Origin of the sequence: Sphingomonas sp. GM_Shp_2 (assembly GCF_026540875.1) — a bacterium.
GTDB lineage: Bacteria > Pseudomonadota > Alphaproteobacteria > Sphingomonadales > Sphingomonadaceae > Sphingomonas > Sphingomonas carotinifaciens.
In genome coordinates this window covers 25283-42426 of record NZ_JALNUQ010000035.1, presented here as the reverse complement: position 1 = coordinate 42426, position 17144 = coordinate 25283, and the positions used below count along the sequence as shown (strand labels likewise).

At 67.5% G+C, this 17144-nt stretch carries 22 protein-coding genes; 8 read left to right on the top strand and 14 right to left on the bottom strand.

Annotated elements, in window-relative coordinates:
- Both OXR08_RS12600 and OXR08_RS12595 read left to right on the top strand, forming a co-directional pair.
- On the top strand, positions 1–1159 hold a 1159-nt coding region (locus OXR08_RS12600), incomplete at its 5' end, for an ectonucleotide pyrophosphatase/phosphodiesterase (RefSeq protein ID WP_267350305.1).
- Positions 1160–1174: 15 nt separating this feature from the next.
- Positions 1175–1621 (top strand): MaoC family dehydratase, encoded by a 447-nt coding sequence (locus OXR08_RS12595; protein WP_267350303.1) that lies wholly within the window; start codon positions 1175–1177, stop codon positions 1619–1621.
- A 5-nt stretch (positions 1622–1626) separates the two neighbouring features.
- Here the strand turns inward: OXR08_RS12595 and OXR08_RS12590 are convergent, their stop codons facing one another.
- The 6 genes from OXR08_RS12590 to petA all read right to left on the bottom strand — a co-directional run bounded on the left by OXR08_RS12590 (position 1627) and on the right by petA (position 5944).
- On the bottom strand, positions 1627–2193 hold the full coding sequence (locus OXR08_RS12590) for a hypothetical protein (protein ID WP_149682102.1): 567 nt from the start codon (positions 2191–2193) through the stop codon (positions 1627–1629).
- A gap of 95 nt (positions 2194–2288) precedes the next feature.
- Positions 2289–2477 carry a hypothetical protein gene (locus OXR08_RS12585; RefSeq protein WP_112382136.1) on the bottom strand — a complete coding sequence of 63 codons (189 nt, stop codon included), beginning with the start codon at positions 2475–2477 and terminating at the stop codon, positions 2289–2291.
- Between the two features lie 60 nt (positions 2478–2537).
- On the bottom strand, positions 2538–3074 hold the full coding sequence (locus OXR08_RS12580; protein WP_267350301.1) for an adenine phosphoribosyltransferase: 537 nt from the start codon (positions 3072–3074) through the stop codon (positions 2538–2540).
- Between the two features lie 111 nt (positions 3075–3185).
- Positions 3186–4034, bottom strand: a complete 849-nt coding sequence (locus OXR08_RS12575; protein WP_112382134.1) for a cytochrome c1 — start codon at positions 4032–4034, stop codon at positions 3186–3188.
- A gap of 31 nt (positions 4035–4065) precedes the next feature.
- Positions 4066–5349, bottom strand: a complete 1284-nt coding sequence (locus OXR08_RS12570; protein ID WP_112382133.1) for a cytochrome b/b6 — start codon at positions 5347–5349, stop codon at positions 4066–4068.
- A 10-nt stretch (positions 5350–5359) separates the two neighbouring features.
- Entirely contained in the window at positions 5360–5944 is a 585-nt protein-coding gene (petA, locus tag OXR08_RS12565) for a ubiquinol-cytochrome c reductase iron-sulfur subunit (protein ID WP_174236627.1), read from the bottom strand.
- 171 nt (positions 5945–6115) lie between these two features.
- Here petA and OXR08_RS12560 point away from each other — a divergent pair, with 171 nt between their 5' ends.
- Genes OXR08_RS12560 through OXR08_RS12550 form a run of 3 tightly spaced genes read left to right on the top strand, consistent with a single transcriptional unit; the run spans position 6116 to position 8060 of the window.
- On the top strand, positions 6116–6571 hold the full coding sequence (locus tag OXR08_RS12560; RefSeq protein WP_267350299.1) for a tRNA (cytidine(34)-2'-O)-methyltransferase: 456 nt from the start codon (positions 6116–6118) through the stop codon (positions 6569–6571).
- A 29-nt stretch (positions 6572–6600) separates the two neighbouring features.
- Positions 6601–7476 carry an oxygen-dependent coproporphyrinogen oxidase gene (gene hemF, locus OXR08_RS12555; RefSeq protein WP_267350298.1) on the top strand — a complete coding sequence of 292 codons (876 nt, stop codon included), beginning with the start codon at positions 6601–6603 and terminating at the stop codon, positions 7474–7476.
- Positions 7467–8060 carry a GNAT family N-acetyltransferase gene (locus tag OXR08_RS12550; RefSeq protein ID WP_267350296.1) on the top strand — a complete coding sequence of 198 codons (594 nt, stop codon included), beginning with the start codon at positions 7467–7469 and terminating at the stop codon, positions 8058–8060. Before hemF ends, OXR08_RS12550 begins: the two co-directional genes overlap by 10 nt.
- Here OXR08_RS12550 and OXR08_RS12545 read toward each other — a convergent pair.
- Both OXR08_RS12545 and OXR08_RS12540 read right to left on the bottom strand, forming a co-directional pair.
- Positions 8030–8776 carry a hypothetical protein gene (locus OXR08_RS12545; RefSeq protein ID WP_267350294.1) on the bottom strand — a complete coding sequence of 249 codons (747 nt, stop codon included), beginning with the start codon at positions 8774–8776 and terminating at the stop codon, positions 8030–8032. The genes OXR08_RS12550 and OXR08_RS12545 overlap by 31 nt on opposite strands.
- Positions 8776–9636 (bottom strand): hypothetical protein, encoded by an 861-nt coding sequence (locus tag OXR08_RS12540; protein WP_267350292.1) that lies wholly within the window; start codon positions 9634–9636, stop codon positions 8776–8778. Before OXR08_RS12540 ends, OXR08_RS12545 begins: the two co-directional genes overlap by 1 nt.
- Before the next feature lie 133 nt (positions 9637–9769).
- Here OXR08_RS12540 and lipB point away from each other — a divergent pair, with 133 nt between their 5' ends.
- The 3 genes from lipB (at position 9770) to OXR08_RS12525 (ending at position 11768) form a co-directional block, all read left to right on the top strand.
- Complete coding sequence (gene lipB / locus OXR08_RS12535) at positions 9770–10432, top strand: lipoyl(octanoyl) transferase LipB (RefSeq protein ID WP_267350290.1); 663 nt, start codon at positions 9770–9772, stop codon at positions 10430–10432.
- Positions 10433–10520: 88 nt separating this feature from the next.
- Positions 10521–10796, top strand: a complete 276-nt coding sequence (locus OXR08_RS12530; protein ID WP_112382128.1) for a hypothetical protein — start codon at positions 10521–10523, stop codon at positions 10794–10796.
- 264 nt (positions 10797–11060) lie between these two features.
- Entirely contained in the window at positions 11061–11768 is a 708-nt protein-coding gene (locus OXR08_RS12525) for a hypothetical protein (RefSeq protein ID WP_112382127.1), read from the top strand.
- A 40-nt stretch (positions 11769–11808) separates the two neighbouring features.
- Here OXR08_RS12525 and OXR08_RS12520 read toward each other — a convergent pair whose 3' ends face one another.
- The 6 genes from OXR08_RS12520 to OXR08_RS12495 form a co-directional block, all read right to left on the bottom strand.
- Positions 11809–12336, bottom strand: coding sequence for an AAA family ATPase (locus OXR08_RS12520; protein WP_267350287.1), 528 nt, complete (start codon positions 12334–12336; stop codon positions 11809–11811).
- Positions 12336–12968, bottom strand: a complete 633-nt coding sequence (gene queE, locus OXR08_RS12515; RefSeq protein WP_267350284.1) for a 7-carboxy-7-deazaguanine synthase — start codon at positions 12966–12968, stop codon at positions 12336–12338. The genes OXR08_RS12520 and queE overlap by 1 nt, the downstream gene beginning before the upstream one ends.
- 4 nt (positions 12969–12972) lie before the next feature.
- Positions 12973–13668: a 7-cyano-7-deazaguanine synthase QueC gene (gene queC / locus OXR08_RS12510; protein WP_267350282.1), complete on the bottom strand. Its 696-nt coding sequence runs from the start codon at positions 13666–13668 to the stop codon at positions 12973–12975.
- Between the two features lie 204 nt (positions 13669–13872).
- Positions 13873–14781, bottom strand: coding sequence for an Hsp33 family molecular chaperone HslO (locus OXR08_RS12505; RefSeq protein ID WP_112382123.1), 909 nt, complete (start codon positions 14779–14781; stop codon positions 13873–13875).
- A gap of 123 nt (positions 14782–14904) precedes the next feature.
- On the bottom strand, positions 14905–15828 hold the full coding sequence (gene argF / locus OXR08_RS12500) for an ornithine carbamoyltransferase (RefSeq protein ID WP_267350279.1): 924 nt from the start codon (positions 15826–15828) through the stop codon (positions 14905–14907).
- 51 nt (positions 15829–15879) lie between these two features.
- Positions 15880–17070: an aspartate aminotransferase family protein gene (locus OXR08_RS12495; protein WP_267350277.1), complete on the bottom strand. Its 1191-nt coding sequence runs from the start codon at positions 17068–17070 to the stop codon at positions 15880–15882.
- Positions 17071–17144: the final 74 nt, after the last annotated feature.

Genomic DNA, 17144 nt, shown 5'->3' with positions numbered 1-17144 from the left:
CGTCACCATCCTCGTCTCCATCGACGGCTTCCGCCCGGACTATCTGAACCGCGGCGTCACCCCTCACCTCTCCGCCCTGGCCCGAACCGGCGTGTCCGCATCGATGCGCCCGTCCTTCCCGTCCAAGACCTTTCCCAATCACTGGACGCTGGTGACGGGCATGGTTCCCGATCGCCACGGCATCGTCGCCAACGGCTTTACCGATCCCGCCCGGCCGACCGAGCCCTTCACCATGGCCTCGGACGATCCTTTCTGGTGGAACGCCGCCGAGCCGATCTGGGTCACCGCCGAGAAGGCCGGCATCCGCACCGCGACGATGTTCTGGCCCGGCTCCAACGTCGCCTGGGGTGGCACGGCGGCCCAAGCATGGCCGCATCGCATCACCGGCGGCACCCGACCGACCGATTGGCAGCAATTCAATCAGCAGGTGAACGACCGCCAGCGCGTCGACGCCGTGATCGACTGGTTGCGTCGCCCGGCCGAAACCCGCCCACGCCTGCTCACGCTCTATTTCGATGAGGTCGATACCGCCGGCCACCAGAACGGCCCCGATGCGGCCGAAACGACCCAGGCGATCGCCGCCGTCGATCGGGCGATCGGCGAGCTGGTCGAGGGTCTGGCCCGCCTGAACCAGCCCGCCAACCTCGTCATCGTCGCGGATCACGGCATGGCCGCGACCAGCAGCACGCGCACGATCGCGCTCGATACGCTTCTTGACCCGGCCGATTACGTCCTGAACGACAGCGGCCCCTACGCCACCTTCACGCCTGTGCCGGGCCATGAGGCGGCGCTTGCCGCCCGCCTCCTCAGCCGGCATCCCCATATGCAGTGCTGGCGCAAGGAGGCGATGCCGGCCCGCTTCCGCTATGGCCGCAACCGCCGGATCCCGCCCTTCCTGTGCCTCGCCGAGACCGGCTGGACGATCAGCGCCAAGGCGCCCGATCGCCCCACCAGCGGCGGCACGCACGGCTATGATCCGGCCGATCCGACCATGGCGGCACTGTTCATCGCCCACGGCCCCGCCTTCATCCCCGGACGACGCCTCGCCCCCTTCGACAACCCGGCGGTCGCCCCCCTCCTGCGCGACCTCATCGGCCTGCCCCCCGGCCAAGGACTCGACGGAACCGACGCCCCGTTCCAAAAGGTGTTGCGGCAATAAGCGAGGGAGGTGCGGATGCAGTATTTCGAGGACATCGCGGTCGGCGACCGCGCCAGCTTCGGTCGCTACCCCGTCCAGCGCGACGAGGTGATCGCCTTTGCCGAGAAATATGATCCGCAACCCTTCCACCTGTCGGACGAGGCCGCCGCCAAAACCCATTTCGGGCGGCTGGCCGCCAGCGGCTGGCATAGCTGCGCGATGATGATGGCGATGATCGTCGAACATGGCAGGGACCATCGCCAGGCCGGGCTCGGCTCCCCCGGCCTTGACGAGCTTCGCTGGCTGAAGCCCGTCTATCCCGGCGACACGCTACGCTGCGAAAGCGAGGTGCTGGCGGCCCGCGCCTCCGAAAGCCGCCCCGCCATCGGGCTGCTCAAGACGCGGGTGACGGTGTTCAACCAGGACGACATCGCGGTACTGTCCTGCGTGTCCAACATCATGATCGCCCGCCGCCCGGACTGATCGTCTCAGCGGCGGCCCCGCCAGTTGCGGCCACGATCCCCGCGATAGCCGCCGCGGTTCACCGCACGGTTCTCGCGGCGCAATTCGCGGCGATCCTGCCGCACGTCGCTGCGATATTCGCGTCGGGCGTCGCGGCGTCCCTGCTGGAACTGATCGCGCGTGATCAGCCCGTTGCGATAGGCCTGCCGATTCTGCCGCAGGTCGCCGCGATAGTCGCGGCGTTCGCGGCGGACGTCGCGGCCGAAATCGGCCCAGTTGTCGCGAATGGCATCGTTGCGGAAGCCACGGCGCTGGCCCTGCCAGTAATTGCGCTGACGATCGTTCCAGCGGAACGGCCGGCGGTCGCGATCATAGACGTAGATGCCGGTGCCCGGATAATAGAAGTCGTTGTACCAGCCATAATAGGACGGAACGTAACCGCCGCCGAAGCCGCCGCCATAGGGATAGGCGTCGTAATAGCCCCGGCCATACCCCAGCGACGTGCCGCCATAGCCATAGCCGTCGGCACAGCCCGACAATGCCGCCACGAACCCCATGGCCAGACCGGCCAAGCCCAGACGCTTCAACACCATCGAACCTCTCCCGAACACGAGGATGCGGCCAAGATACGCGCCGCCTATGGCGATGCAACTCGGCGCGCTTCGATGTTGTTCCGGAAAGCCCGCGTCTACCCTCGCGCGATCGCGACCAGCGCGTCGATCACGCTGCTCCCGGCCAGCGGCCCGAACAACAGCATCAGCAGGTTGAAGCCGATGACCCAGGTCAACACCTTCTCCTCGCGCCGGCTGATGCGGCGGGGCGGCGGCGCCGGGGGCCAGGGCGGTGGTGGCGGCTGATCGCGAAAATCGACGAACATGGGGCAACTCCCGGCGGCCAGTCCTCTGCCCGCTGCGGGATCAACGCATCGTCGCGCGCGTCAGTGCCCGGGAAATGCGATCAGCGACGCCACCGCCACGCCGTCCGCCCGCAAGGCATCGGCTCCGCCCAGATCGGGCAGGTCGACCAGGAACTGCGCCTGCACCAACTCGGCCCCTGCCTTGGCCAGCAACCGCACCGCCGCCCGCGCCGTCCCCCCGGTCGCGATCAAATCGTCAACCAGCAGCACCCGTGCACCCGGCGCAAAGGCATCGGCATGGATCGCGATCCGATCCTGTCCATATTCCAGCGCATAATCCTCGGCGATCGTCGCCCCGGGCAGCTTGCCGTCCTTGCGGATCAGCAGCACGCCGGCGCGCAAAGGCGCCGCCAGCGCTGCGGCAAACAGGAAGCCGCGCGCCTCGATCCCTGCGACGAGGTCGATCGGCCCCGGCACCGCCGCGGCCATGCGGGCGATCGCGGTGGCAAAGCCATCGGCATCGAGCAGCAGCGTGGTGATGTCGCGAAACTGGATGCCGGGCTTCGGAAAATCCGGGATCGTGCGGATCAGCGCCTTCAGGTCGTCATTCTGGGCCATGTCCGCGCCCGTGGCAAAGCCGGCCGGGTCTGTCGAGCGTGAATATGCCGGACCGAGCCCGTTATGCCATCATGCACGGGCTTTTGGGCGGGGCACAGCGGCCCCGCCCGCTCAATGCTTCACGTCGCGCCAGACATTCTGGTACGCGCCCCAGGCGAGGACGCAGAAGATCGCGATGAAGATCATCGCCGCGAAACCTGCCGCATGGCGCTTTTCCAGATTCGGCTCGGCGGTCCAGGTCAGGAAGGCGGCGACATCCTTGGCCATCTGGTCGCGGGTCGCAGCGGTGCCGTCGCTATACTGGACCTGTCCGTCGCTGGTGATCGGCGGCGGCATCGCGATGTTCAGGTTCGCGAAGTACGGGTTGTAGTGCAGCCCTTCCGGCGTCTTCACGTCCGGGAATTCGCGCAGCAGCGCGGCCGGCTGCGGCCGATAGGCATCGGGCCCGACCAGCGAGTAGATATAGTTGCCGCCGTCATGCCGCGCCTTGGCCATCAGCGACAGGTCGGGCGGCAGCGCATTGTTGTTCGCGGCGCGCGCAGCGACCTCGTTGGCAAAGGGCGAGGGGAAGCGATCGGACGGGATGTTCTTGCGCGTCGTCGCCTCGCCCGTCTCCGGATTGATCGTCGGCTGCTCGATCACCCACTGGTTGGCGATCGCCTTCACCTCGGGCTCGTTATAGCCCAGGGCCGCCAGGTCGCGGAACGCGACGAGGCGCAGCGAGTGGCAGGCGGCGCACACTTCCTTGTAGACCTGGAAACCGCGCTGCAACTGGCGCCGGTCGAACCTGCCGAAAATGCCGTCGGATGCCAGATGCGCCTCGCGCGGATGCAGGTGGAACTCCTCCTCCGCTGTCGGGGCGGGCGGCTCCGAGATCAGGCCGGAGACGCTGCCCCACAGCGCGATGGCGAGCACCAGCGTGAATGCGGCGCCGACCAGGAATGCGATCGTACGAACCATGATGTTGTCGGTCCCCTCTCCGGTTCGTGTCTTACGCGAGCGCGGTCTTGGCCGGGCTCGTGCCGCCATGCTTGGCCAGCACCGCCTCGGTGATCGAGTTGGGCAGCGGGCGCGGACGCTCCGACCGTGCGATCAGCGGCAGGATCACCAGGAAGTGCAGGAAATAATAGCCTGCGGTGATCTGGCTGAGGATGATGAAGAACGGCGTCGCCGGAGACCCCCCGCACCAGCCGAGCAGCAGCACGTCCACCACCAGGATCCAGAACGCGATCCGCGCCTTGGGCCGGAAGTTGTTCGACCGCACCGGCGACGAGTCGAGCCAGGGCAGGAAGAACAGCAGCAGGATCGACCCGAACATCGCCAGCACGCCCCACAGCTTGGCCGGCAGGATGAAGTCGGCGGTGAAGGCGCGCAGGATCGCGTAGAATGGCCAGAAATACCATTCGGGCACGATATGCGCGGGCGTGGAAAGCGGGTTGGCCGGGATGTAATTGTCCGGATGGCCCAGATAGTTGGGGAAGAAGAACAGCAGGAAGGCGAACAGCGCCAGGAAGATGCCCAGTCCGAACCCGTCCTTGGCGGTGTAATAGGGGTGGAACGGCACCGTGTCCTGCTCGCCCTTCACGTCCACGCCGGTGGGGTTGCCCGAACCCGGGATGTGCAGCGCCCAGATGTGCAGGATGATGACGCCCGCGATCACGAAGGGCAGCAGATAGTGGAGCGAGAAGAAGCGGTTCAGCGCGGCATTGTCCGGCGCATAGCCGCCGAGCAGCCAGATGCGGATGGTATCGCCGACCACCGGGATCGCCGAGAAGAAGCCGGTGATCACCTGCGCGCCCCAGAAGCTCATCTGCCCCCAGGGAAGGACGTAGCCCATGAAGGCGGTCGCCATCATCAGCAGGAAGATGGTCACGCCGAGCAGCCACACCATCTCGCGCGGCGCCTTGTATGATCCGTAATACAGCCCGCGGAAGATGTGGATATAGACGACGATGAAGAACATCGACGCGCCGTTGGCGTGCGCATAGCGCAGGAACCAGCCGGCATTCACGTCGCGCATGATGCTTTCGACCGAATCGAACGCCACCGCGCCGTTGGCGGCGTAATGCATCGCCAGCACGACGCCCGTCACGATCTGGATCGCGAGCGCGGCGCCGGCAAGGACGCCGAAATTCCAGAAATAGTTCAGGTTGCGCGGCACCGGATAGCCGGCGCCCACCGCATTGTAGACGAGCCGCGGCACCGGCAGCTTCTCGTCCAGCCAGCGCATCAGCGGCTGCTTCGGCTCGTAATGCTTCGCCCAGGGAAAGCTCATCTGCCGCTCCTCAGCCGACCGTCACGACGGTGTCGGACGTGAATGCATAATCGGGCACCACCAGGTTGGTCGGTGCCGGGCCTTTGCGGATCCGCGCCGCGGTGTCGTAGGCCGATCCATGGCATGGGCAGAAATAGCCGCCGAACGGCCCCTTGTTCTCGCCCTCGCCGGCGCCCAGCGGTACGCAGCCCAGATGGGTGCAGACGCCCAGCGTGATCAGCCAGTTCTTCTTGCCCTCCTTGGTCCGCTCGGCCAGCGTCTGCGGATCGCGCAGCTCGGCGAGCGGTACCGCATCCGCCGCGGCAATTTCCGCCGGGGTCAGGTTGCGCACGAACAGCGGCTGCTTGCGGAAACTGGTCTTGATCGCCTGTCCCGGTGCGATCTTGGACAGGTCGATCTCGGTCGTCGACGCGGCCAGCACGTCGGCGGACGGGTTCATCTGGTTGATCAGCGGCAACACGATCGCCACCGCGCCGACGCCCGCAAAGGACACGGCCGCGATATTGATGAAATCGCGGCGGCGGGGATCATGCACCTCTTCGTGGAACGGCTCCGGCGCCTCGCCCGGTGGTATTACGTTGTCCGCTACCGCCATTCCCGATCCCTCAACCCGTTTGCATCTCGTCCGTCCGGCGGCCTGTCGCCACCGTCGACGCCCCTCCGTCCCCGCGGGAGGCACACAAGTGTTAGCCGCGCCCGCCCCGTTTTGCCAACTGCCAATTTCCCATGCGCGCTTTCCGCGGCGAATTCCGCTAGGGACGCGCCCATGCGGATCGCCCTTTTCGAACCCGATATCGCTGGCAATGTCGGCACCATCCTGCGCACCGCCGCCTGTTTTGGCGTCGGCGTCGACCTGATCGAGCCGATGGGTTTCGCCTATTCGGACCGCGCCCTGGCCCGCGCCGGCATGGACTATGCCCGCGCCGCGCAGGTGGTACGCCATGCCGACTGGGATGCCTTTCGGGCGACAACCCCGGCACGGATCGTCCTGGCTACCACCGCCGGCGCCGTACCGCTGCCCGACATGCGCTTCACCGCCGACGACGTCATCCTGCTCGGCTCGGAAAGCGCAGGGGTGCCGCCGCATGTCCATGCGGCCGTGGACGCGCGCGTCCGCATTCCCATGTGCCCCGGCTTTCGCTCGCTCAACGTCGCCGCCTCCGCCGCGATCCTGCTGGCCGAGGCGCGGCGCCAGACCGGGTGGGACAGGATGACCGATTGACCCCCGCCGCCCCGCCACCGATGACCCCCATGATGACTGCTATGATGAAGACCCGCCCGCTCGACCTGTTGCTCGATGCCGAACAGGACGCCGCCCGCATCTGGTTCGAATCCCTGCGTGATCGCATCTGCGCCGCGTTCGAGGCGATCGAGCGCGAGACCGGCTTCGACGCCGCCTTCGACTATGTCGCATGGGACCGACAGGACCCGTCGGGCATCCCCGGCGGCGGCGGCGTGCGCGGCGTGATGAAGGGCCGCGTCTTTGAAAAGGTCGGCGTCAACGTCTCCACCGTCGGCGGCACCTTCGAGGGCGAGTTCGGCAAGACGATCCACGGCGCGGGCGACGACCCCCGTTTCGTCGCCACCGGCATCAGCCTGGTCGCGCACATGGCCAACCCGCACGTGCCTGCGGTGCACATGAACACCCGCTTCCTGACCACCACGAAGCGCTGGTTCGGCGGCGGTGCCGACCTCAACCCGCCCTTGCCGGTGGCCGGGGACACCGCCGACTTCCACGCCGTGCTGCAGGCCGCCTGCGACGCGCATGATCCGGCGCATTATCCCCGCTTCAAAGCTTGGGCGGACGAATATTTCTACATCCCCCACCGCCAGGTCCACCGCGGCGTCGGCGGCATCTTCTACGATCATCTGGAGGGCGCGTTCGACGCCAATTTCGCCTTCACCCGCGCGGTGGGCGAGGCGTTTCTGGACGTCTACCCCCGCATCGTCCGCCGCCGCATGCACGATGCCTTCACGCCCGAGCATCTCGCCGAGCAGCGCCGCTGGCGCGGGCGCTATGCCGAGTTCAACCTCGTCTATGATCGCGGCACGCTGTTCGGGTTGAAGACCGGCGGCAATATCGATGCGATCCTGATGAGCCTGCCGCCGGTCGCCGAATGGGACTGACGCGGATCGCCGACGATCAGCTCGCCACGATCGTCACCACGCTGGAGATGCGCGAGCGGCCCCGCCCGCGCCCCCTGCCCGATTCGCCGCTGCGGCTGGTGCTGTGGAACAGGCCCGATCCCGCCAAGTACCGCGCCCTGTTCGCGCGCGTCGGCGCGCCGTGGCTGTGGTTCTCCCGCCTTGCGATGGACGACGCGGCGCTGACCGCGATCATCCATGACCCCGGCATCGCCGTCTTCGCCGCCACCGACGCGCGCGGGATCGAGGTCGGCTTTCTGGAACTCGACCACCGCCATGCGAACACGTGCGAGATCGGCTATTTCGGCCTGATCCCCGAACTGGCGGGGGCCGGCCATGGCCGCTGGCTGATGGCGCACGCGCTGATGCGCGCCTGGACGCCGAGCGTCACGCGGGTATGGGTCCATACCTGCACGCTCGACCATCCGAGCGCGCTCAACTTCTACCGCGCCCAGGGCTTCACCGCGACCGGCCGCACGATCGAGACCTTTCCCGATCCGCGCGTGCTCGGCCTGTTGCCGCCGGATGCCGCGCCTCAGATTCCCCTGCTCGCCAGCCGGCGATAGGCGACCACCGCGATCAGCGCCTGTGCCACGGCGGTCGCCGCAACGACCGCCGCCGCGCACGCCTCCACCACCGCCACGCCGATCGGATTGCCGCCGCCCTCCCCGCTCAGCCAGTCGCCCAGCCACAGGAACGGCTGCCCTGCCAGAAACCCGCCCAGATACGTCACCGACGCCAACCCCATCAGCGCCAGCCCCGCCCCCCGGCTCATCCTGAAACTACGCCGGAGCGCACCCGCGGCCGACATCCGCCCCTCCGCGACCAGCGCCGGCCCGGTGACCAGCAGACGCCCGGCGACATACAGGCCCGGCACGATCCACAGCAGCATGCCCGCCCCCGTCGGCAGCGACACCAGCACCATCGCCAACAGGAAGCGCGGCCACAGCCGCGCCGCCCGGGTCAGCGCCTGGCCCACGGTCTGTTGCGGCGCCAGATACAGCAGCAGGATCGCCGCCGTGCCCAGAAAGCCGATCGCATAGGCGAGCAGATACCAGCCGCCATGCGCTGCGCCCCAATCGCTCAGCGCCTGCATCCACGCATCGGTCCGCGCGGGGCCTGCCTCCGCGCCGCTCTCGGGCATCGGCGGCTCGGGTACCAGCAGCGCCAGCGCGAATGCCGGCAGGAAATGAAACACGCCCGCGATGCGCAGCAACAGGTCCCGGTCACGCCGGAACAGGGCCCACGCGTCGCGCAACACGGCGACGGGATCGATGGTCATCAGAATGCCGGAGGCACGTCCTTCTGCAAATCAACGGTCGCGGGCGCCACGACGCCGGCGGTGGCGACATAGAGCCGCGCCACGAAGACATAGGCGATGGTCAGCAACACGGCGTTCACCGCCGCCCCCGCGATCCCGGACAATGCGACCGCGACGCCGCTGGACCCCAGCAGCAACCGGGCGACGACGCCCACTACGCCCTGCGCCGCGAGCAGCACCACCAAAAAAACGATGCCGAACAATATCATGACGCCGACCAGCTTCAGCGTCAGCCCCCGCGTCAACTGAATCGAACGGCGAATCGCGCCCAGCCCCAGCCGCTCGTTCAGCACCACGGCATAGACCAGCATCAGCCGCGCACTGGCCCAGATCGCCAATATCCCTAGGGCCAGCCCATAGAGCGCGATGAACGCCGCCGCACCGCCGGAGAGCCGGGGGATCGCCATCGTATTTCCCTGTGTCGCGGCGGCCGCGGCGAAATCGAAGCCTCCCGCGATCAACGCCGCGAAGATGGGAACGAACAGCACCATGGCGATCACCGCGATCATCAGGGCGATGCCCAGCACGGGCAACAGGCGTGCCCAGCCCTGTCGGCTGGCATCGGCCCGCGTCGTCGCGGGGTGCGTCGCGACCGCCATCACCGCCATCTGCCCCCAGATCATCAGCACCGCCGCGGCCAGTGCGACGAGCGCGGTCAGCCCGCCGTGCAGCACATTGTTCTGGTCCACCACCAGCCCGACCAGCGTCTGGACGACGGACGGCAGGAAGAAGCCCAGCACCGCGATCGGCATCAACACGCCCGTGCGACCGCCCAGAACCTGCGTGGTGCTGTCCCAAATCGCACCGATCTTCACCGTCATGCCGTCCCCCGCTCTGGCGCCTTGCCCTGGCGCCGTACGCTAGCGCACGCCGCTTGCTTTGACCATCGGCGTCGCGCCGGCCGCGGCTGCCCGCATCTTGCATGTCGGGCCGGGCGCGCGCACAGACGCAGGCGTGACCGACATTTCCGATATCGAATGGCGGGTCAGCGGCGGCCTGATCCCCTACCCGCAAGGATTGGCCGAGATGGAGACGCGCGCCGCGGCGGTGCATGACGGCTCTGCGCGCGAACTCGTCTGGCTGCTCGAACATCCGCCCGTCTATACCGCCGGGACCAGCGCCGATCCGGCCGAGCTGGTCGATCCGCGCTTCCCCGTCTTCGATACGGGGCGGGGCGGCCGCTACACCTATCACGGCCCCGGCCAGCGCACCGGCTATCTGGTGCTGGACCTCAACCGGCGCGGACGCGACGTGCGCGCCTTCGTCCATGCGCTGGAGGACTGGCTGATCGCCGCGTTGCGCGAGCTAGGTGTCGAGGCCTACAGCGTGTGCGGCCGCGTCGGCATCTGGACCCGCGACGGCGGGACCGAGGCCAAGATCGGCGCGATCGGGGTACGGGTAAAGCGCTGGGTGACGCTGCATGGCTTTGCCGTCAACATATCACCTGATCTCAACCACTTCGGCGGCATCGTGCCGTGCGGCCTGCCCGATTATCCGGTGACCAGCCTGGCGGCGCTGGGTCGCGAGGGTTCGATGGCAACCTTTGATCGCGCCCTTGCGTTGACATTCCCGGCCTTCCTTGAAACTCTCGCTTTGGCCCGACAAAAGCAGGCTTGAGGGCCAGTCGGTATCCGGGTAATGTCCACCGAGATTTGGGTATTAAGGCCATCAAGCCGTTCCAAATCCTCTATCTAGGGAGCTTCCAATGCGTGCAATCATCTCCAAGGTCCTGACCGGCTCGCTCATCGCCGGCGCAGCACTGGCCGTTTCCGCTTGCGGCGGCTCGAACGAAGCCACGACCGAGAACACCATGGTCACCGACATGAACGCGACCGAGGGCATGGACACCATGACCGACAACATGACTGCCGTCGACGGCACCATGAACGGTGGCATGATGGCCAACGACACCATGGGCAACGACATGATGATGTCGAACGACACCATGATGATGTCGAACACCACCACCAACGCGATGTAATCATCGCCACGGGCCTTCGGGCCTTGGTGTGAAAAGGGCCGTCCGGGCGACCGGGCGGCCCTTTTGCCGTCTGGCGCACCGCCATCGGCCGCCAAATTCCCTTGGGTGCGCCATTATCCTTGCGCAACGATCGGCCATTCCCGCCGCTCCCCGCCTCATCCTTCGGAATCGCACGGTATTCCGCCGATTTCTATTGGGTCGCTTGGCGAAAAGCGGTATATTTTGCGGCGCTGAGGAGCACTCCGGGGGAAGGATCGGATCAAGATGATTGTGTTGCGTACCGCGCTCGCGCTCGGCGCGGCGTCGATGGGTTTGGCGGTGGCGGCGCCGGCTTCGGCGCAGTTCTTTTTGCAGTCGCGCGATTTTTCGGGCGCGCCGGTGCAGGGGGACGAGCCGGGGATTATCGGCCAGCCGCTTCCCGGGGCCACGCCGACCGAGCTTCGCGCCGGCCTGACCTGGACGATGCGCGCCGCGCTCAACGTGGCGGCCTTGCAGTGCCAGTTCGAACCGACGCTGGCCTCCGTCGCCAACTACAACGCATTGCTGGGCGACCATTCGGAGGAGCTGAAGAATACCTTCACCACCCTCGACAAGTATTTCCGCCGCAATGCCAAGACGGTGAAGGAAGGACAGATGGCGCTCGACCAGTTCGGCACGCGCACCTATTCCAGCTTCGCCACCGTGTCCGCCCAATATGGCTTCTGCCAGACCGCGGCCTCGATCGCGCGCGAAGCGGTGTTCGCGCCGCGCGGCGCGTTCGGCGATATCGCGTCGCGTCGCATGCGCGAGCTGCGCAACAGCCTGACGCCGTGGGGCGAACAGCGCTTCTCGCGCTATATCGGCCGCGACTACACCACCATGCCGCGCCTGGACCCGATCTGCTGGAACAAGAAGGCGGAATGGGTCACCAAGAAGTGCGGCTTGCAAAACTGGCCACCCGCCGGCGGCACCGGCCTCGCTGCGCGTCGATAACCGATCGTGAAAAGGGCCGGGGGCATCGCTCCCGGCCCTTTTAACAGCCCAGCGCCGCGCTTACTTGGGCGACGCGCTCGGCTACCGGCGCCGGCGCCACCATGACGATCTCATGGCCCAGCCATGTCAGCGCGCGGTGCAGCCGGTCATATTCCGCTATCGCTTCCGCCAGTCCATGCCGGCGATCGGGGTCGGCGACGTAGATCTCCGGCCATGGCGGCACCAGCAGCACGGGATCATCATAGCGATAGTCCGGCGCGAGCACCGCCGATGGCGGCCGCCCCGCCGCATGATCCAGCGCGACGCGCGCGTCGACGATCCCGCGGTCGAAGATCGTCGTGCCCGCGCCCACCCGCTTGAAGTCGTCGATCGCCATGGCAAGCGCGCGCTCGGCGAATGCCGCCGGGTCCACCCAGGGAAGCGCACGACCATCGCCGGCCTGTTCGGCCGCGATGATGCGTCGTCCCGGCTCCGGCACGATCTGCACGCCCCTTCTGGCGAGTGCGTTCAGCAGCGTCGATTTCCCGCCGCCCGAACATCCCGTCATCAGGATGCGGCGGCGGTGCATCAGCGCAGGCCGAGCAGCTTGTGCGTCTGCAACGACAGCCGCCAGCGCGGCCGCGCCAGCACCATGTCGACGCAGGCCTCGCGATTGGCGTCGGCCCGTGGATCGTCCAGCGGCTGGAGCAGATGATGGGTGAACGCCCATTCCTCCAGCGCTGCCGGGTCCAGCCCTGCCTGTGGCCATACCAGCTTCAATTCGTCGCCCGCGCGCTGCACCACCACGCTGCCCGCCTTGGGGCTGATGCACACCCAGTCGATACCGGCATGCGCCGCGATCGTGCCGTTCGACTCGATCGCGATCGTAAAGCCTGCGCCATGCAGCGCATCGACCAGCGCATCGTCGATCTGGAGCATCGGCTCGCCCCCGGTCAGCACCACGAAGCGGTTGGCGACACCCTCGCCCCAGAAGCCCGCGACCGCGGCCACCAGCGCGCCGGCATCGGCAAACTTGCCGCCGCCCAGGCCATCGGTGCCGACGAAATCGGTGTCGCAAAAGCGGCACACCGCGGTTGCCCGGTCCTGCTCGCGTCCCGACCACAGGTTGCACCCGGCGAAGCGCACGAACACCGCCCGGCGGCCGGCATGCACGCCCTCCCCCTGCAGGGTCAGGAACATTTCCTTGACGGCGTAGCTCATCGGCTCAGCCCTGCGGGTTTACCGCATAGGCGGTGGGATCGGCGATGCCCGCATCCGCAAAGCCCTTGGAGCGCAACCGGCAACTGTCGCACGCGCCGCAATGCAGGTCGCCCGGCGCCGGGTCGTAGCAGGACCAGCTCATCCCCAGGTCCAGCCCCAGCCGCGTACCCTCACGCACGATATCGGCCTTGGTCATGTGCTGCAGCGGCGCCTGGATCTTGAACGGCTCGCCTTCCACGCCCGCCTTGGTGGCAAGCTCGGCGAGGCGCTCGAACCCGGCGATGAATTCGGGCCGGCAGTCCGGATAACCGGAGTAATCGAGCGCGTTGACGCCGATGAACAGGTCGCGCGCGCCCGCCGCCTCCGCCCAGCCCAGCGCCAGGCTCAGAAAGATCGTGTTGCGCGCCGGCACATAGGTGATCGGGATGCCGGGTTGCACCCCGTCCTTGGGCACCGCAATATCGGCGGTCAGCGCCGATCCGCCGAACGCGGACAGGTCCAGCGGCAGCACGATATGCCGCTCCGCGCCCAGTTCGCGTGCGATCCGGGCGGCCGCCGCCAGTTCGACCTGGTGCCGCTGGTTATAGTCGACCGACAGCGCCAGCAGGCGGTATCCCGCCGCGCGTGCCAGGGCTGCGGAAATCATCGAGTCCAGCCCGCCCGATACGAGCGCGACCGCAAGGGGTGCAGTTGATGTCATGATCCGCCCGCCGCTACGCCTGTTGGGCCATGCTTGCAACGAAAAGAAGGGCCGCACCGGCATGGTGCGGCCCCAGAGAACCAGGCTCGAAGAACCCGATCAAGGGAGAAAGCGTGCTGAAAAACTTCAGGCACGCCAGCGCGTTAGCACGGCATTGGTGAAGGCGGAGTTAAGGTACGCTTTCGCACATACCCCCTCGCCCGATCAGGCGGGTTCCTCCACCGGCACCGGGAACTTCGTCGCGCAGAAGGCGCAGTCGACATGGATCATCCCGTCGGCATCCGCCATCTCGCGCCGTTCCTCGACCGAGAAGCGCGCGATCACGCCGGCAATATAGTCCGCCGTGCACCGGCATCCGCGCACGATCGGGGTCGAGGCCAGGACGCGCACGTCCTTTTCCTCGTTGAACAACCGCCAGATCAGCGTTTCCAGCGACACGCCCGCATCGGTCAGTTCGTCCGCGCCGATCGTGGTGCCCAGCGCCACCACATGGTCCCATTCGGGATGGTCCAGCCGGACGTGCAGCCGCTCGCGCCCCACCTCGCCCTCGGGCAGGTGCTGGAGGAACAGACCGCCCGCCACCGTCCGCCCGTCCGCATCCTTGGACACGCCGATGCGCACCAGGCTGGGGATCTGTTCGGACTGAACGAAATAGGCCTCCGCCGCATCGGCCAGCCGTGCGCCATCGAGCGGCACGATGCCCTGATACCGCTCGCCCGTCGTCGCCAGGTCGAAGGTGATCGCCAGATAGCCCTGCCCGAAGAGCGCGAACAGCGTCGGCTCCGCCGGCAGTTCCGCCAGCCGCTCGGCATCATACTGGATATAGCCGCGCAGCTCGCCGCCCCGGTAATCGCAGACCAGCAACTGCACCACGCCGGTGTCGCTGCGCGTTTGGATGGTCAACTGCCCGTCGACATCCTTCAGCGTCGCGCCGATCAGCGCGGTCAGCGTCAGCGCCTCGGTCAACAGCGCCTCGATCGCAGGGGGATAGGCATGGGCCGACAGGATCGTGTCCAGCACCGGCCCCAGCCGCACGACGCGGCCACGCGCATGGCGTTCCGGGATGGTGAAGCCCAGCGTGCGGTCGAAGTCGGGAAGCGTCGTGTCGTGCATCGGTCTGTCCTTGGCGCCGCGTCCATCCCCCCGCCGGTCGCAACCGGCGCGGCAGGCACGCGCACGCATGAAGGGGGAAGAAGTCTCGCCCCTAGATGGGACGCACCCCCCGCCCCCGCAAGTTCAGCCGATCTGGCCCATGCACCAGCGCAGCACCGCCTTTTGCGCGTGCAGCCGGTTCTCCGCCTCCGCCCAGATCAGCGACTGCGGACCGTCGATCACGTCCGCGGTCACTTCCTCGCCGCGGTGCGCGGGCAGGCAGTGCAGGAACTTCGCATCGGCCTTGGCGAACGCCATCAGCTCGGGCGTGACCTGATAGGGCGCAAGCGCCGCCAGTTTCGCCTCGGCATGCGTCTGCCCCATCGAGATCCAGGTGTCGGTGACGACGATGTCCGCGCCCTCGACCGCCTCGCGCGGGTCGAGCACCACGCGCGCCCGCCCCGACGCCGCGGTGATCGCGGCCTCGTGCGGCGCATATTCGGGCGGGCACGCCGCCACCACGTCGAAGCCGAGCAGCCCGCCCGCCTCCACGATCGAGGCGAGCACGTTGTTGCCGTCGCCCAGCCACGCGACCTTCATGCCCGACAGCGTCTTGCCCGCCTCCTGGATGGTCAGCAGGTCCGCCATGATCTGGCAGGGATGCGACGCATCGGTCAGCCCGTTGATCACCGGGACGGTCGCATAATGCGCCATCTCCTCGACCTTGGCATGGTCGTCGGTGCGGATCATGATCGCATCGGTATAGCCCGACAGGATGCGCGCGGTATCCGCGATCGACTCGCCCCGGCCCAGCTGCATGGTGCCGGCATCCATCACGATGGAGGTGCCGCCGAGCTGGCGGATCGCCATGTCGAAGCTGACGCGGGTGCGCGTCGAGTTCTTTTCGAAAACCATCGCCAGCACATGGCCGGCCAGCGGCGCATCGGCATCGGCGCGCCCCTTGGTGAAGCCGGCGCGCGCGGCCTTGCGCGCCGCCGCATCGGCCAGCATGGCGACGACGCCATCGGTCCCCGCATCGGCGAGGTTCAGGAAGTGACGGAGGCTCATCGGATCAACTCCTTTTCGCCCCGGCCACGATCCGGGGCGAAACAATCATCATCAATCGTCGGCAACGGGCACATAGACCCGCGCGGCGTCGGACAGCTTGGTGGCGAACTCGGCGACATGGCTTTCGTCGATCACCAGCGGCGGCAGGATGCGCACCACATTCTCGCCAGCCGATACCAGCAACAGGTTATGCTCGTCGCGGCAATGCGCGACGAAGCGGCGGCTGTCGCTCTTCATCTTGAGGCCGAGCATCAGGCCATGGCCGCGCACTTCCTCGAACAGATGATCGTGATTGGGGATCATCTGCTCCAGCGTGGCGCGCAGTCGCTGACCCATCGCCTCGACCTGCTCCAGGAAGCCCGGCTCCTGCAACACGTCCAGCACCGCCTCGCCTGCCGCCATGGCCAGCGGATTGCCGCCATAGGTGGAGCCGTGCGTCCCTGCGACCATGCCCTTGGCCGCTTCCTCGGTGGCAAGGCACGCGCCCAGCGGGAAGCCGCCGCCAATGCCCTTGGCCACCGCCATGATATCGGGCGTTACGCCGTACAGTTCATGGGCGAAGAACTTGCCGGTGCGGCCATAACCGCACTGCACCTCGTCCAGCACCAGCAACAGGCCGTGCTTGTCGCACGCCTCGCGCAGGCCGCGCAGGAACGCGGGGCTCGCCGGGCGCAGGCCGCCCTCGCCCTGGATCGGCTCCACCAGGAAGCCCGCGGTATTGTCGTCGATCAGCGCCAGCGCCGCATCCAGATCGTCGAACGGCGCATAGGCGAAGCCTGGCAGCAGCGGCTCGAACCCGTCGCGCATCTTGGCCTGGTTGGTAGCGGAAATCGCCCCCAGCGTCCGGCCATGGAACGCGTTGTTGAAGGTGATCAGCGTGTGCCGCTCGGGATTGCCATTGGCATAGTGGTAGCGGCGCGCGGTCTTGATCGCGCATTCCACCGCTTCCGCGCCCGAATTGGTGAAGAACACCGTATCGGCAAAGGTCGCATCCACCAGCCGCTGCGCCAGATGCTCGCCCTGCGGGCTGCCATACAGGTTCGACACGTGCATCAGCGTCGCCGCCTGATCGGCGATCGCCTTGACCAGCTTCGGGTGGCCGTGGCCCAGCGCGTTCACCGCGATGCCGCTGGCAAAATCCAGGAACTGCTGCCCGTCTTCGCCATACAGATACACGCCCTCGCCTCGGACCGGACGCACCCCGCACCGTGGGTAGACGGGCATCAGGGCGGTGATGGTCACGGGCGTGCTCCTTCAAACAGCAAGGGCGACCCGTGGTGGGCCGCCCGGAGCGGTGTGTTAGCGGAGATGGGATA